The 13,558-nt window shown below is 63.3% G+C and carries 16 protein-coding genes; 10 read left to right on the forward strand and 6 right to left on the reverse strand.

The genetic code is table 11. The features are described from left to right. Window positions 1–83: 83 nt before the first annotated feature. Window positions 84–599: an OmpA family protein gene (locus ARADN35_RS0101280; protein ID WP_010458198.1), complete on the reverse strand. Its 516-nt coding sequence runs from the start codon at window positions 597–599 to the stop codon at window positions 84–86. A 106-nt stretch (window positions 600–705) separates the two neighbouring features. Between ARADN35_RS0101280 and ARADN35_RS0101285 the strand changes: the two genes are divergently transcribed. Continuing rightward, window positions 706–1,299, forward strand: coding sequence for a gamma-glutamylcyclotransferase (locus tag ARADN35_RS0101285; protein WP_029412868.1), 594 nt, complete (start codon window positions 706–708; stop codon window positions 1,297–1,299). A gap of 97 nt (window positions 1,300–1,396) precedes the next feature. Next, a complete protein-coding gene (locus tag ARADN35_RS0101290; protein ID WP_010458202.1) occupies window positions 1,397–1,924 on the forward strand; it encodes a superoxide dismutase family protein in 528 nt (175 codons plus the stop codon). A gap of 14 nt (window positions 1,925–1,938) precedes the next feature. On the opposite strand, the gene ARADN35_RS0101295 is transcribed toward ARADN35_RS0101290, so the two are convergent. Then, complete coding sequence (locus ARADN35_RS0101295; protein WP_010458204.1) at window positions 1,939–2,502, reverse strand: nucleotidyltransferase family protein; 564 nt, start codon at window positions 2,500–2,502, stop codon at window positions 1,939–1,941. An 83-nt stretch (window positions 2,503–2,585) separates the two neighbouring features. Next, window positions 2,586–3,353: an SDR family NAD(P)-dependent oxidoreductase gene (locus tag ARADN35_RS0101300; RefSeq protein ID WP_010458206.1), complete on the reverse strand. Its 768-nt coding sequence runs from the start codon at window positions 3,351–3,353 to the stop codon at window positions 2,586–2,588. A 100-nt stretch (window positions 3,354–3,453) separates the two neighbouring features. Here ARADN35_RS0101300 and ARADN35_RS0101305 point away from each other — a divergent pair, with 100 nt between their 5' ends. Beyond that, the gene (locus tag ARADN35_RS0101305) at window positions 3,454–4,407 is read left to right on the forward strand and encodes a LysR family transcriptional regulator (RefSeq protein ID WP_010458209.1); all 954 of its coding nucleotides are present in this window, start codon (window positions 3,454–3,456) and stop codon (window positions 4,405–4,407) included. Here the strand turns inward: ARADN35_RS0101305 and ARADN35_RS0101310 are convergent. The 3 genes from ARADN35_RS0101310 to ARADN35_RS0101320 form a co-directional block, all read right to left on the reverse strand. After that, a complete protein-coding gene (locus tag ARADN35_RS0101310) occupies window positions 4,394–6,685 on the reverse strand; it encodes a xanthine dehydrogenase family protein molybdopterin-binding subunit (RefSeq protein WP_029412870.1) in 2,292 nt (763 codons plus the stop codon). The genes ARADN35_RS0101305 and ARADN35_RS0101310 overlap by 14 nt on opposite strands. Before the next feature lie 15 nt (window positions 6,686–6,700). Beyond that, window positions 6,701–7,162: a (2Fe-2S)-binding protein gene (locus tag ARADN35_RS0101315; RefSeq protein ID WP_010458214.1), complete on the reverse strand. Its 462-nt coding sequence runs from the start codon at window positions 7,160–7,162 to the stop codon at window positions 6,701–6,703. Window positions 7,163–7,339: 177 nt separating this feature from the next. Then, window positions 7,340–7,912: a TetR/AcrR family transcriptional regulator gene (locus ARADN35_RS0101320; protein WP_010458216.1), complete on the reverse strand. Its 573-nt coding sequence runs from the start codon at window positions 7,910–7,912 to the stop codon at window positions 7,340–7,342. Between the two features lie 148 nt (window positions 7,913–8,060). Here ARADN35_RS0101320 and pdxH point away from each other — a divergent pair, with 148 nt between their 5' ends. The 7 genes from pdxH (at window position 8,061) to ARADN35_RS0101355 (ending at window position 13,529) form a co-directional block, all read left to right on the forward strand. Next, on the forward strand, window positions 8,061–8,699 hold the full coding sequence (gene pdxH, locus ARADN35_RS0101325) for a pyridoxamine 5'-phosphate oxidase (RefSeq protein WP_010458218.1): 639 nt from the start codon (window positions 8,061–8,063) through the stop codon (window positions 8,697–8,699). 40 nt (window positions 8,700–8,739) lie between these two features. Further along, a complete protein-coding gene (locus ARADN35_RS0101330; RefSeq protein ID WP_010458220.1) occupies window positions 8,740–9,135 on the forward strand; it encodes a VOC family protein in 396 nt (131 codons plus the stop codon). Window positions 9,136–9,302: 167 nt separating this feature from the next. Continuing rightward, window positions 9,303–9,896: a TetR/AcrR family transcriptional regulator gene (locus ARADN35_RS25620; RefSeq protein ID WP_035198006.1), complete on the forward strand. Its 594-nt coding sequence runs from the start codon at window positions 9,303–9,305 to the stop codon at window positions 9,894–9,896. Between the two features lie 303 nt (window positions 9,897–10,199). Then, the gene (locus tag ARADN35_RS0101340) at window positions 10,200–10,493 is read left to right on the forward strand and encodes a hypothetical protein (RefSeq protein ID WP_029412874.1); all 294 of its coding nucleotides are present in this window, start codon (window positions 10,200–10,202) and stop codon (window positions 10,491–10,493) included. Between the two features lie 232 nt (window positions 10,494–10,725). Next, the gene (locus tag ARADN35_RS0101345; protein ID WP_010458226.1) at window positions 10,726–11,727 is read left to right on the forward strand and encodes an NADP-dependent oxidoreductase; all 1,002 of its coding nucleotides are present in this window, start codon (window positions 10,726–10,728) and stop codon (window positions 11,725–11,727) included. Between the two features lie 77 nt (window positions 11,728–11,804). After that, window positions 11,805–12,509, forward strand: coding sequence for an SDR family oxidoreductase (locus ARADN35_RS0101350; protein WP_010458227.1), 705 nt, complete (start codon window positions 11,805–11,807; stop codon window positions 12,507–12,509). Window positions 12,510–12,560: 51 nt separating this feature from the next. Then, window positions 12,561–13,529 (forward strand): alpha/beta fold hydrolase, encoded by a 969-nt coding sequence (locus tag ARADN35_RS0101355; RefSeq protein WP_010458229.1) that lies wholly within the window; start codon window positions 12,561–12,563, stop codon window positions 13,527–13,529. Window positions 13,530–13,558: the final 29 nt, after the last annotated feature.

Raw genomic sequence — 13,558 nt, forward strand, 5'->3', positions numbered from 1 at the left:
CGTACCGTACGTACGTAACCGTAACGTACGTACGTCGTTCGTGTTTTTTATGGGGCGACCTGCTGGAGGTCACTGCACAGGCATTAGGCGCCCAGGGCCACTTCCACGCGGCGCGCTTCGGCGTTGCTGCCGGTGGCGGTGGTTTCTTCGGGCTTCTTCAGCTCGATCTTGTCTTCCGCCACGCCCAGGCCCTTGAGGGCGTCGCGCACCGCAAAAGCGCGCTGCTTGGCCAGCTCGGCGTTCAGGGCAGCGTCGCCCGTGGCGTCATGAAAGCCGGAGATCACAGCCTTCTTGCCTTCGGCCACACCCTTGACCACGTCGGCCAGGGCTTCGTTGGCGCCAGTGGCCAGCTCGGCCTTTGCGGTGGCAAAGTAGAACTTCACCACACCGTTTTCTACACGCACGCTGGCGGCGTCGTCAGCGACTGCTGCCGCTGGCGCGTTGCTTGCAACAGCGGTTGCAGCAGGCTTGGCGGCGCCCGAAGCGCCCACGCGCTTGACCACCACGGTGCCGACCACCACCGAGATCACCAGCGCAATCAGCGCAAACAGGAAACCCAGGGCAAAACGTTGTTGGCTATCGTCGTCAGAACTAGACATTGGAGATTCCTGCAGTGATTAAGAAAGAATGGTGGGACTGCTGCGGGACCTGCAAGCACAAGTCCCCAGGGCGCTGAAGCAAAGCTTTCGATTGTAGAGTGAACCCATGACGAATCTTCCCGCTCCGCTTCGCGATCCGGCCCCCATGCTGGAGCGCGCCCTGAATGAATGGGGTGGCCACGCGGACCTGTGGATCTTTGGCTACGGCTCGCTCATCTGGCGCCCGGATTTCGACTACGCAGAGCGCCGCCCCGCCAAGGTGCACGGCTGGCACCGGGCGCTCAAGATGTGGAGCCGCATCAACCGGGGCACGCCCGAATGCCCGGGCCTGGTTTTCGGCATGCTGTCGGGCGGCAGTTGCCGGGGCATGGTGTTCCGCGTGGACAAGGCACACGCCCGGCAGGTCATGATCAATCTGTGGCAGCGCGAGATGGTCACCGCCGTGTACGACCCGCGCTGGCTCACCTGCCACACCCCGCACGGCCCGGTGCGTGCGCTGGCCTTCACCCTGTCTCGCAAAAGCCCCAACCACACGGGGGAGCTGCCCGACCATGAGTACTGCCGTATTTTTGAGCAGGCCCGCGGGAGGTTTGGCACCACGCGGGACTACGCCCAGGCCACCTACGATGAGCTGCGCAGGCACGGCATCCATGACCGGGCCCTCGCCCGTTTGATTGCACTGGCCCAAAAAGAGGCATAGTGCACACTTTCCGCAGCCCGGCAGGGGTGCCTGCGCAGGTCACTGCGCGCAGGCCCGCACAATGCCGCGTCTTTTAACGTGCAAAGGAGTCTGAGTCATGAAGAATGTTCGTCTTGCTGGTGTCCTCTCGATGGTCGCTGTAGCCACACTGGCCGGGTGCGCCGCGTATTCCACCGGCCCCACCGCCACGGCCAAGCTGGAACCCACACGGGGCAACACCGCCGCTGGCGCGGTCACCTTTGTGCAGTCGGGCGACGTGGTGAAGGTGTCGGGCTCCATCACCGGCCTCAAGCCCAATGTCGAACATGGCTTTCATGTGCATGAAAAAGGCGACTGCTCCAGTGGCGATGGCATGAGCACGGGCGGCCACTTCAACCCCGGCGGCAAGTCCCACGGCCACCATGGCATGGGCGACCACCATACGGGCGACCTGCCCAGCCTCAAGGCCGATGCCAACGGCGTGGCCACGTTCAACTTTGAATCCAGCACGATCCGCGTGGGCAGCACCGCCAACGACATCGTCGGCAAGGGCCTGATCGTCCACCGCGACCCCGACGATTACAAGACCCAGCCCACCGGCAATGCGGGCCCGCGCCTGGCCTGTGCCGTGATTGCAGCCAAGTAACGCGGTCTTCGCCGCTACCCGCGCGCTGCCAGCAACTGCGCAGCGCGCTCCAGGTCCTGCACAGTGTCCACATCGGTCACCGTGCCCACATCGTCCACATCCATCCACCGTACCCTGCCCCGCTGCGCTTGCTGGCGCACCACGCTGGCAGCGCCGTGCTCGCCTGTCAATGCCAGCAGCCCCGGTTGGCATTCGGCGGCAAAACCCACGGGGTGACCGCGCTCGCCCTGGTACACCGGCATGGCCACGGCACAGTCCGCCTTCGCAAGGGCAGCAGCAATGGTGCGCAAGGTTTCGGGTAATACCAGCGGCAGATCCCCCGGCAACACCAGCCAGCCCGGCGCATCCGCCGTGGCGCGCACGGCTGCCGCAATCGAATCCCCCATGCCCGAGTGCCCGGCATCCTCCAGATGCCAGGGCAGCCCGCTGGCACGCACGGCGGCCAGGGTGTGCTCCAGCACCGTTTTGTCACCCAAGGGGGTGCGCAGCTTGTGCACCGTGCCGCCCGATGCTGCAAAACGCTCGCCCCGGCCAGAGGCCAGCACCAGCACCACGGGAGGCGAGGGATTGAGAGACATGGAGATAGAACCTGCGTTGGGCAATGGGCCGTGCGGTGCACAGCGGGCGCGATTCTAGGCCGTTCGCCGCACTGCGACTTGACTCAGGCCAGCGTGTACCCACCATCCACCACCAGGTTGTGCCCGCTCACAAAACTGGCCGCGTCCGACAGCAAAAACAGCACCGGCCCGACCATCTCGGCCGGTGCTGCTGGACGGCCCGCCACCGATGCCTGCAAGGTGCTGCGCATCGCATCCTCATTGCCAAAGGCAGCCAGTGCCATGGGCGTGACCGTGGGCCCTGGGCTCACGGCGTTCACGCGGATGCCTTGCTGAAAATATTCCATCGCCGCGTTGCGCGTGAGGCCGAGGGCCGCGTGTTTGCTGGCGGTATAGGCACTGATGCCGTTGAACCCCACCTGGGACGAGATGGACAGGTTGTTCACGATGGCGCCGCCGCCGGTCTTCAGCATGGCCGCAATCTGGTGCTTCATGGCATAGAAGATGCCCATCGTGTTGGCCTGCAGCACCGCCTGCACATCCGCAGCGTTCAGGGTGTGCAAGGGGCCGGCGACCCCCAGGGCACCTGCGTTGTTGAAGGTGCCATCCAGGCGGCCAAAGTGCTCCACTGTGGCCTCGACACTGCGCTCCATGCTCGCCTCATCGGTCACGTCCAGGGCCGTGACCCAGGCCTGTCCACCGGCGGCGCGCACCCGCTCTGCCACGGCCTCGCATTCGGCCGTGCGGCGCGCGGCCAGCACCACGTTGGCCTTGTGGCGCCCCAGCGCCAGGGCGGTTTCGGCACCAATGCCCGAGGACGCCCCACTCACCCAATAGGTTTTGCCGGCAAGGTTCCATTCGCTGTTTTGCATGTTCTCTCCTGTGGTTTTGCAAGTCAGCGGTCAGCTTATTGTTGAATTAATAATAGATAAATGGCCTGAAAATGCACATATCAATGAATTAATTTCACCAATGAGCCTGGACCTCGCCGATCTCAAACTCCTGAGCACCATCGCCCGCCACCTGAGCTTTCGGGCCGCCGCGCAGGACCTGGGCCTGTCGGCTTCGGCCATCAGCCATGCTGTGCGTTCGCTGGAAGAGCGGGTGGGCGTGCGCATGTTCAGCCGCACCACGCGCAGCGTGGCGCTGACCCCTGCGGGGCGCCAATTGCTGGACCGCGTGGGGCCTGCCCTGCAGGACATTGCTGCGGCCATCGACGACATCAACGCGTTTCGCGACACCCCGCAGGGCCAGCTGCGCATCAACGCGCCGCGCTCCGCGGGCGACCTGGTGCTGGGGCCGCTGATTGCGCAGTTTCTGGCGCAGCACCCGCAGGCCGAGGTCGAGCTGGTGCTGGACGACGGGCTGGTCGATATCGTAGAGAGTGGCTTTGATGCCGGCGTGCGCTATGGCGAACGCCTGCAGCAGGACATGGTGGCCCTGCCGTTGGGGCCACCGCAGCGGCTGATGGTGGTGGCCGCACCCGCCCTGCTGGAGCGCGTGGGCATGCCGCACACCCCGCACGATCTGCTGCAGATGCCCTGCGTGCGCATCCGCTTTCCGAGCGGGGCGCGTTATGCGTGGGAGTTTGAAAAAGCCGGCGAGAAGATGGCCGTCGATGTGCAAGGGCGCCTGACCGTGGGCGACATGCCCCTCATCCTGCAGGCGGCCCTGGCGGGCGTGGGTTTTGCGTACCTGTACGAACCCTACGCGCGCGAAGCCCTGGCCCGCGGCGCACTGGTGAGCGTGCTGGACGATTGGTGCCCGCCCATCCCGGGCTTCTACCTGTACTACCCCAGCCGCAGACAGCCCACGGCCACGCTGCGGGCGTTTCTGGCGCTGGTCAAGACGGCCACCGCATCAGCAGCACCCGGGAGAGGGGAAGCGCCCTCCCCCCGGGTGCGCGCCGCACTCAAGCCAGCTTGAACGGCAGCTCGCGCGGTGTTTTGCCCGTGAGCTGGGCAATGGCATTGGCAAAAGCCGGTGCCAGCGGTGGCAGGCCGGGCTCACCCATGCCCTTGGGTGGGTCGGCACTGGGCACGATGTGCACCGTCACCTGCGGCATGTCGGTGATGCGCGGCACGGCAAAGTCGCCAAAGTTGCTTTGCTCCACCACACCGTCCTTGAGCGTGATGGCGCCGCCGGGCAGGCACATCGACAGGCCCATCAGCGCCGCGCCCTGCACCTGGGCTTCCACGCTTTTGGGGTTGACCACCAGATTGCAATGAACGCCGGCCGTGATGCTGTGCAGCTTGGGCGTGCCGTCTTTCACGGACGCCTCGACCACATAGGCCACCACCGATTCAAACGACTCATGCACCGCCACGCCCCAGGCGCGGCCAGCAGCCAGCTTCTTCTTGCCATAGCCCGACTGGGCCACGGCCAGCTGCAGCGCGGCCTTGTGGCGCGGGTGCTTGTCGCCCATCAGGGCCATGCGGTAGGCCACGGGGTCTTGCTTCGTGGTGCGCGCCACTTCGTCGATGAGGGTTTCCATGGCGTAGGCCGTGTGGGTAGAGCCCACACTGCGCCACCACAGCACCGGCACGTTCACGTCGGGGTGGTGCACCGACAGCTTCATGGGCACGTTGTAGGGCTCGCCCATGCCTTCGGTGGTCGTGGCGTCGATGCCGTTCTTGACCATGAAGGCCTCGAACGGCGAGCCCTTGGTGATGGACTGGCCCACGATGGTGTGGTCCCACGCCAGGATCTTGCCCTGGGCGTCGAACCCGATTTCGGCGCGGTGCACGTGCATGGGGCGGTAGTAGCCGCCCTTGATGTCGTCCTCGCGGCTCCACAGGGTGCGCACCGGGGCGGTGATGCCCGCCGTGCGCGCGGCCTTGGCCACGCCGCAGGCCTCCACCACGTAGTCGCTGGTGGGAATGGCGCGGCGGCCAAAGCCACCACCGGCCATCTGGGTGTGGACCTTGACGTTCTGCGGCTGCAGGCCCAGCGTCTTGGCGGCGGCCATCGCGTCCAGGCCGGGCATCTGCGTGCCCATCCACAGCTCGGCCTTGTCACCATCCAGCTTCACGGTGCAGTTGAGCGGCTCCATGGGCGCGTGCGCCAGGTAGGGGAAGACGAACTCGGCGCTGATCTTGTGGGCAGCGCTCGCCAGCGGCGCCATGTCGGCCTGCATGGCCACGTTGCCGGGCTTGGTGGCCAGCTCGCGGTACTGGGCCAGCAGTTGGGCGGTGTCGGGCTTGCCGACCGCGCTGGTGTCCCATTCCACCTTCAGCGCATCGCGCCCTTGTTTGGCGGGCCAGTAACCATCGGCCACGATGGCCACACCTTCGCCGCCCCGGTCGGTGGGCACGCGCAGCACGGCTTTCACGCCCTTGATGGCTTTGGCGGCGCTGTCGTCCAGCGACCTCAGCTTGGCGCCAAACACCGGCGGGCGCGCCACCACGGCCGTCAGCATGCCAGGCAAGCGCACGTCAATGCCGTAGTCCTGCTGGCCGCTCGATTTGGCCTTGGCATCGAGCCGGCCCGTGGGCTTGCCGATGAGGCGGAACTGCTTGGGGTCCTTCAAGGTGACCTTTTCGGGCACCGGCTGTTTCATGGCCGCTTCGGCCAGCGCGCCGTAGCCCAGCTTCTTGCCCCCGGGGCCGACGACGAAGCCGTTGCTGGTGCGCAGTGCCGACGCATCCACGCCCCACTGCGCGGCAGCGGCCGAGACCAGCATGGCCCGGGTGCGGGCACCCAGTTCGCGGTATTGGGTGTACGAGTTCTTGATGGAATTGGAGCCGCCCGTGAGGTGCATGCCCATCATTGGATCGGCATAGGCTCGGTTGGCATCGCCGTGCACGCTGCGCACCTTGCTCCAGTCGGCATCCAGCTCCTCGGCCAGGATCATGGGCAGGCCGGTCTGCACGCCCTGGCCAAAGTCCAGGCGGTTGATGGTGACGGTGACCGTGCCATCGGCGTCGATGCGGACAAAGGCTGAAGGCTGTTCGAACGGTTTGAGGCCTGCGGGGGCTGCTGCTGCGGCACCCTGCGCGGCAGCCACCAGCGGAAACGCGCCCAGGGCAAAGCCCGACGCCGCCGACACCTTGAGGAAGGTGCGGCGAGCCAGGCCTTCAATACCCTCTATTGCGTCGTTTACTCCTGAATTAGTAGCTGCTTGCGCTTTATCCATAAGCGCTAGCAGGTGTTTTGGCATAAAAATATGGGCTTGGCCCTGCAGGGCATGAGCATCAAAGTGCATGGTGTTCTCCTTCAATCAAGCCAGGGTTTTGGCAGCGTCATGGATGGCCGCGCGGATGCGCACATAGGTGCCGCAGCGGCACACGTTGCCTGCCATGGCCGCGTCGATGTCGGCGTCACTGGGCTTCTTCTTGCCCTTGAGCAAGGCGGTGGCGCTCATGATCTGGCCGCTCTGGCAGTAGCCGCATTGCGCCACATCGTGTTTCACCCAGGCCGCATGCACGGCCTTGCCCACCTTGTCGCTGGCCGTCACAGCCTCGATGGTGGTGATCTTCTGGCCCGCTGCCGCCGAAATCGGCGTGATGCACGAGCGCACTGGCGCGCCGTTCAGGTGCACCGTGCAAGCCCCGCACAAAGCTTGGCCACAGCCAAACTTGGTGCCGGTCATGCCCAGTGTGTCGCGCAGGGCCCAGAGGATGGGGGTGGATTCATCGGCATCCACAGCCGTGTCTTTGCCATTGATGTTGAGGGTGGGCATCGTGGGGTTCTCCGTGGGAAAGGTGTTGTAGTGTTGGGGGCGGTTGAGTAGACAGGGATGGCGTCAGCGACGCCATCGGCCATGAAAGGGTTGGAGCGTGGTGCGTGGCATTTTTAAGAGAATATAAATTCGATTAAAAGATCAACCTCGGGCAAAAAAAGCTTCGCTGTCTCCCACTCAGGCCTTCAATGCGTCCCAGCACAGCCCAAAAGCCATCTGGTGTACGGCTTCTTCGTCGGGCAGCACCTTTGTGCGGATCAGGTTGCCCGTCTCGCGCACCGACCCCACCAGGCTGGCCGTGAGCAGCGGGATCGGCACGGCCTTCAATATTTCTTGCTGCTGGCCTTCTTCCATCAACGCAAAAAAACCGGCCATCAGGCGGGTCGAGAATTCGCGGTTCCCATCGGTGAACCAGGGCGAGTTGTAGTACTGCTCCTGGAACACCACTTCGGCATACTGGTCCAGCCGGTGCCGCAACAGGTTGCCCCAGGCGCGCCGCACGCGGGCGCGGTAAGGCATGCCAGGCGCGATGCCTTCCATGATGCGGGCGGCCGTGACCGTCTTGGCATCTTGGTAGAGCTGGCTGATGAGTTCATCCTTGGACGGGTAATACACATACAGCGTGCTGGTGGCAATGCCCGCTGCGCGGGCGATGTCGGCCAGGGTCAGGCCGCTCAGGCCTGTCTGGGCCACCAGCTCGAAGGTGGCCTGGGCGATGGCACGCTGTTTTTCGTCGTCTTTGGGTTTCATCGATGCGGCAATATAAGCGAATAGTTATTCGGTGACAACCGGGGTCATCGAAGACCCCACGTTACCCAGATCCCGCCTGGCCGTCACGCTCTTTGCAGCGTGCCCACCCTTGCTGGCAAGCGCCCTGCCCCGCATGCACAATCACCCCATGACCACCTCCATCGCCGACCTTCGCAAGAGCTACGAGCGCGCCGAACTCAACGAAGACGCCTCGCACGCCGCCCCCCAGCAGCAGTTTGACCAGTGGCTCAAAGAAGCCATCAGCGCCGAAGTGCCCGAGCCCAACGCCATGACTCTGGCCACCGTGGGCAGCGACCTGCGCCCCAGTACCCGCATCGTGCTGATCAAGGGTTATGACGAGCGTGGCATCGTCTGGTTCACCAACTACGACAGCCGCAAGGGCCGCCAGATCGCGGGCAACCCCTACGCGGCCCTGCAGTTCCACTGGGTGGAACTGGAACGTGTGGTGCGCATCGAAGGCGTTGTGGAAAAGGTCAGCGATGAAGAGAGCGACGAGTACTTTGCCAGCCGCCCGCTGGACTCCCGCATCGGCGCCTGGGCCAGCCCGCAAAGCCAGGTGATCTCCGGGCGGGGCGTGCTGGTGGCCAATGCGGCCAAGTACGGCGCGCAGTTTTTGCTCAAGCCACCCCGCCCACCGCATTGGGGCGGGTATCGCCTGAAGCCTGATCAGTGGGAATTCTGGCAAGGGCGCAAGAGCCGGTTGCATGACCGGCTGCGGTACCGGATGGACGGCGGCGAGTGGGTGCGGGAGCGGCTGGCGCCCTGAGCTTTCACCCCCGGTGGCTCAAGCACGGACGAGGAGCAGCATGTTTTCGCACATCTTTGTGGGCGTGACGGATTTTGATCGCGCCATGGCGTTCTACCGGCCAGTCATGGCAGCCCTGGGTATCGCGCAGCGTTTTGTGGACCCATCCCGTCCCTGGGCCGGCTGGCAAAGCAGCCCCGACCCGCGCCCCCTCTTCCTTATCGGCCGCCCTTTTGAAGGTACGCATGCGCCGGGCAATGGCCCCATGACGGCCTTTGCCGCCAGCAGCCGCGCGCAGGTGGATGCCGTGCACGCTGCGGCCTTGGCGCACGGTGGCCATTGCGACGGGCCGCCCGGCCTGCGGCCGGAGTACCACGCCAACTACTACGGCGCGTACTTCCGAGATCCCGACGGGAACAAACTCTGTGTGGCCTTCCATGGGGCCGTAGACGCCTGAGCCGAAGGCGCCCCCGGCGTTTTTTGACTATCTCGCCGCCACGAAATTTCTCGACCCAGCAGTCCGGAGCGTTGGGGCCTGGACGCCGCAGTCGTTCCCAAGAATGATCCTTGGACGAACAAGTTAGAAAATATGATGATCGTAATAATTTCTGTTATAGTTGCGGTGTGAAAAACGCTGTCCCCTCTCGCAAAGAACTGAGCCATGAGCGCATCGTGGCTGCTGCTGCACGCGCCATCCGGCGCAATGGATTCAGCGGAGCGGGAGTGGCGGACATCATGAAGGACGCAGGCCTCACGCATGGCGGCTTCTATTCCCACTTCCCTTCTCGGGAAGCGATGCTCGCGGAGGCCGCAGACAGAGCGGGCGCGGAAACCGTAGGCCTCGCCGAGGCGGCAGCGGCGGCAGCCCCTGCAGATCAGGCGCTGGAGGCCATGCTGGGCGGCTATTTGTCGGAAGAGCACATCAACAATCCAGAATCTGGCTGCCCCATGGCGGCGTTGAGCTCGGAACTGTCCCGGCAAGCCCCTGAGGTGCGACGGGCTGCCACCCGGCGGATGAAAGAGATGGTCGATGTGGTCGCGCGGCAGTTACCCGGCTGGGGATCTCCAGACGCTCATGAACGGGCACTTTTTCTGGTGGCCACCATGGTGGGTGCCGTCTCCCTGGCCCGCGCGGTGGACGACCCATCGCTGGCTGAAAGGCTTTGCAAAGCAGCCTTCAAGTACGCCCGCTCCAATGCTGAAGAGTCGCAAAAATGACTTCCTTTTTTGGGCATTTAATTATGATAGTAATCATATTTACTACCGTAAAATGGAGCCCAAAGGCTTTCAGACAGTCAAGTAATCGTGAGCTTGACCGAAAGGAAACTCGGGCTTTTTTTGAGGTGTAAATATGATGATCGTCATTTTTTCATGTCGAAAGCTAACCTTCAAAGGACCAAACGATTGATTGCAACGACCTAAACCCCTTTCACCACAAACCCCGCAAGGTGACTCGCCGCAAGGCCTGGCACCGTGCATTTTTCGAGGCACGTGAGCCTCATTTCCTTGGAGATATCCACCATGAACACCTTCTCTCGCTTTCTCTCCGCAGCCGTTGTTGCAACGCTCGCCTCGGCCGCAGCCCAAGCAGCTGAATTGGACCCTTCGCAATTTGCAACCAAGTTTGAAACCAACCGCACCCGTGCCGAGGTAGCTGCCGAGGCCTCTCAGGTGCCAGCGACCCGAAGCCAGATCCCCTCCGGTTCCAAAGCTGAGTCCTACAAGTCAACAGCCGATCGAGCCGCCGTCCAGGCGCAGGCTGCCGACGCCGTCCGTACTGGCCAGATCTCCTCTGGCGAAATTGGCGCACGCTAATTCGGCTGCGGGATCGCGCTTTCTTGCTCGGATTTAAATATGATAAACATCATATTTTTTCGACTAAACCGCTCCAACACTTGGCTGCGGCACTTGCGTGCGTTCCCGTTGGCACTGATCGTGGCGATGACACCGCCGTGAGTCCGGACAAGAAGCGCAGCGTGCGCGGGGTTCCAGGCGTTCCTGTGTTGGGCCGTTCACAGACCTGGGTACGCCAGGAGTAAGGAAAACCATGAAAGCATTTGTTCTTGATCGCTACGGCAAAAAAGCGGCTCTCAGATTGGAGGAGCTGCCAACCCCGGAACTGCGCGATGACGAAGCCTTGGTCCAGATCCACGCTGCTGGCGTGAATCTTCTGGACTCGAAGATCCGCAGTGGAGAGTTCAAACTCATCCTGCCTTACCAATTGCCGCTCGTGCTCGGCCACGACGTCGCCGGCGTGATCACCAAGGTTGGCCCAGGCGTGAAGCAGTTCAAGGTGGGTGACGAGGTCTATGCGCGACCGGATGACTTTCGCATCGGGACGTTCGCCGAATTCGTCCCAGTGAAAGAGGCTTCCTTGGCGCTCAAGCCAAAGAACATCACCATGGAGGAAGCGGCGTCCCTTCCCTTGGTGGCTCTGACGGCCTGGCAGGCGCTGGTCGAGAAGGCCAAGCTCAGGAAGGGCCAGAAGGTCTTCATCCAGGCGGGCTCGGGTGGCGTGGGAACCTTTGCCATCCAGTTGGCCAAACATCTCGGGGCCACTGTTGCCACGACCACCAGCACGGCCAATGTCGCACTGGTGAAGGGCCTCGGGGCCGACGTCATCGTGGACTACAAGACGCAGGACTTCGAGGAGATCTTGCACGACTACGACGTGGTGCTGAACAGCCAGGACGGCAAGACCCTCGAAAAATCCCTGCGCATGCTCAAGGCCGGTGGAAAGCTCATTTCCATCTCCGGCCCCCCCGATCCAGATTTTGCAAGGGAGATCAAGGCCCCCTGGTTCGTGAAGCTGGTCGTGCGGCTGCTGAGCGCTGGCGTCAGGCGCAGGGCATTGGCCCGGCAAGTCGGCTTTTCGTTCCTCTTCATGAGGGCCAATGGGAGTCAGCTGCGCGAGGTCACGCGCCTGGTTGAGGCTGGGGTGATCCGGCCTGTGGTGGATCGGATTTTTTCCTTCGATTCCACCAATGACGCACTTGCGTACGTTGAGTCAGGCCGTGCTAAAGGCAAGGTCGTCATCAAGGTCCGTTAGCAACACAAGGGGCAGACATGGCAAGGCCGTTTCAGCCCTGAACCACGAAATTCTGAATCTATCGACTGGAGCTTTTTATGAAGATCGAAAACGCTGTCGCCCTCGTCACGGGCGCCAATCGTGGCATCGGCCTGGCCTTTGCACGTGAACTCTTGAACCGTGGCGCGCGCAAAGTCTATGCCGCTGCCCGAGACCCCGCGTCCATCAGCCTGCCCAGTGTGCATGCGCTGAGGCTCGACGTGACCAAGCCCGAGGAAATCGCCAATGCCGTCGCTCAGGCCGGGGACGTGACCTTGCTCATCAACAACGCGGGCATCGCCCAGCCAGGGGGATTTCTCGCTGACGACAGCGAAGAGGTCGCACGCCGCATCTTCGAGACCAATTTCTTCTCCGTGCTGCGCATGAGCAAGGCTTTTGCGCCCATCCTGAAGAGTAATGGCGGCGGCGCTCTGCTGAATGTGCTGTCCGTTGCCTCCTGGGTAAACGGCGGAGAGCTGGCCGCCTACTCCGCCAGCAAGTCTGCCGCCTGGTCACTCACCAATGCCCTGCGCAACGAGTTGCTGGCCCAGAAAACCCAAGTGTTCGGCCTGCACATGGCGTACGTGGACACCGACCTCACCCGGGGATTCGATGTGCCCAAGTCAAGCCCTGAAAAAATCGTTCAGCGTGCGCTGGATGGCCTCGAGGCGGGTCTCGATGAAGTCCTTGCGGACGAACTCACCATGCTGGTCAAAAACGGCATGACGGCAGCCAGGCCGAGCTACCTCCACCCACTGGGCTGAGCATGCCCCGATACCCCGCCCTTGTGTCTTTGGCCTAGCGAAAGCCCTCCCATGACTCCACTGCTGAAAAAAGCGGCAGCCACGCTGCTTGCGCTGGCCGCCCCTTTTGCCTCCACCCCATCGCATGCCCAACAGGCTGCGCCCGATGGCACAAGCCGTGCCGTGCCAGTCGCAAGCCAAGAGCGGCCGACCTGGGTCAAGGTTCCCACGCAGACCATCTCGGCGGGCGGGGTGGACTTTGCCTACCGTGAACTGGGCAAGCACCACGGAGGGACACCTCTGATTCTGCTTGTCCATCTGGCTGCGGTCTTGGACAACTGGGACCCACGGGTCGTGGACGGGCTGGCCGCACAGCGCCATGTGATCGCATTCGACAACCAGGGGGTGGGTGCATCCAGCGGCGCGCCATCGAACACCGTGGAGCAGATGGCCGACGATGCGATCACCTTCATCAAGGCCAAGGGCTACCAGCAGGTCGATCTGTTCGGTTTCTCGATGGGCGGAATGATTGCCCAGGAGATTGCCTTGAAGGAGCCAGATCTCGTTCGCAAGATGATCCTCGCCGGCACGGGCCCAGCGGGTGGTGAAGGCATCAGCTCCGTTGCGGGGGTCGCCAATCTGGATCTTTTGCGAGGCCTTCTCACGGGCCAAGATCCCAAACAGTTCCTGTTCTTCACCCGTACGCCGGGCGGCATCGAATCCGGCAAGGCGTTCCTGAAACGTCTGTCGGAGCGCACAGACGATCGTGACAAGGACATCACGGTGAGTGCCTACGTGGCCCAGTTGCAGGCCCTGAGCGCCTGGGGCAAGAAGGCGCCCGCCGATCTCTCCCGGATCAGACAGCCGGTGCTCGTCGCCAACGGAGACAACGACCGGATGGTCCCGACGATCAACTCGCACGACCTGGCCCGGCGCCTACCGAACAGCCAACTGATCATCTATCCAGACGCGGGTCATGGAGGGGTCTTCCAGTTCCATGCTGACTTCGTATCCAGCTCGCTCGAATTTCTTGCCCGATAGATCAGATCGAAGCATTCGCTGGTCAAACG

It is taken from the genome of Acidovorax radicis N35 (assembly GCF_000204195.1).
In the GTDB taxonomy this organism is placed as follows: domain Bacteria; phylum Pseudomonadota; class Gammaproteobacteria; order Burkholderiales; family Burkholderiaceae_C; genus Acidovorax; species Acidovorax radicis.

Bases quoted from the DNA above. Each gene is read 5' to 3' on its own strand.
- ARADN35_RS0101280 (WP_010458198.1), bottom strand. From the start codon at position 599: ATGTCTAGTTCTGACGACGATAGCCAACAACGTTTTGCCCTGGGTTTC.
- ARADN35_RS0101285 (WP_029412868.1), top strand. From the start codon at position 706: ATGACGAATCTTCCCGCTCCGCTTCGCGATCCGGCCCCCATGCTGGAG.
- ARADN35_RS0101290 (WP_010458202.1), top strand. From the start codon at position 1,397: ATGAAGAATGTTCGTCTTGCTGGTGTCCTCTCGATGGTCGCTGTAGCC.
- ARADN35_RS0101295 (WP_010458204.1), bottom strand. From the start codon at position 2,502: ATGTCTCTCAATCCCTCGCCTCCCGTGGTGCTGGTGCTGGCCTCTGGC.
- ARADN35_RS0101300 (WP_010458206.1), bottom strand. From the start codon at position 3,353: ATGCAAAACAGCGAATGGAACCTTGCCGGCAAAACCTATTGGGTGAGT.
- ARADN35_RS0101305 (WP_010458209.1), top strand. From the start codon at position 3,454: ATGAGCCTGGACCTCGCCGATCTCAAACTCCTGAGCACCATCGCCCGC.
- ARADN35_RS0101310 (WP_029412870.1), bottom strand. From the start codon at position 6,685: ATGCACTTTGATGCTCATGCCCTGCAGGGCCAAGCCCATATTTTTATG.
- ARADN35_RS0101315 (WP_010458214.1), bottom strand. From the start codon at position 7,162: ATGCCCACCCTCAACATCAATGGCAAAGACACGGCTGTGGATGCCGAT.
- ARADN35_RS0101320 (WP_010458216.1), bottom strand. From the start codon at position 7,912: ATGAAACCCAAAGACGACGAAAAACAGCGTGCCATCGCCCAGGCCACC.
- pdxH (WP_010458218.1), top strand. From the start codon at position 8,061: ATGACCACCTCCATCGCCGACCTTCGCAAGAGCTACGAGCGCGCCGAA.
- ARADN35_RS0101330 (WP_010458220.1), top strand. From the start codon at position 8,740: ATGTTTTCGCACATCTTTGTGGGCGTGACGGATTTTGATCGCGCCATG.
- ARADN35_RS0101340 (WP_029412874.1), top strand. From the start codon at position 10,200: ATGAACACCTTCTCTCGCTTTCTCTCCGCAGCCGTTGTTGCAACGCTC.
- ARADN35_RS0101345 (WP_010458226.1), top strand. From the start codon at position 10,726: ATGAAAGCATTTGTTCTTGATCGCTACGGCAAAAAAGCGGCTCTCAGA.
- ARADN35_RS0101350 (WP_010458227.1), top strand. From the start codon at position 11,805: ATGAAGATCGAAAACGCTGTCGCCCTCGTCACGGGCGCCAATCGTGGC.
- ARADN35_RS0101355 (WP_010458229.1), top strand. From the start codon at position 12,561: ATGACTCCACTGCTGAAAAAAGCGGCAGCCACGCTGCTTGCGCTGGCC.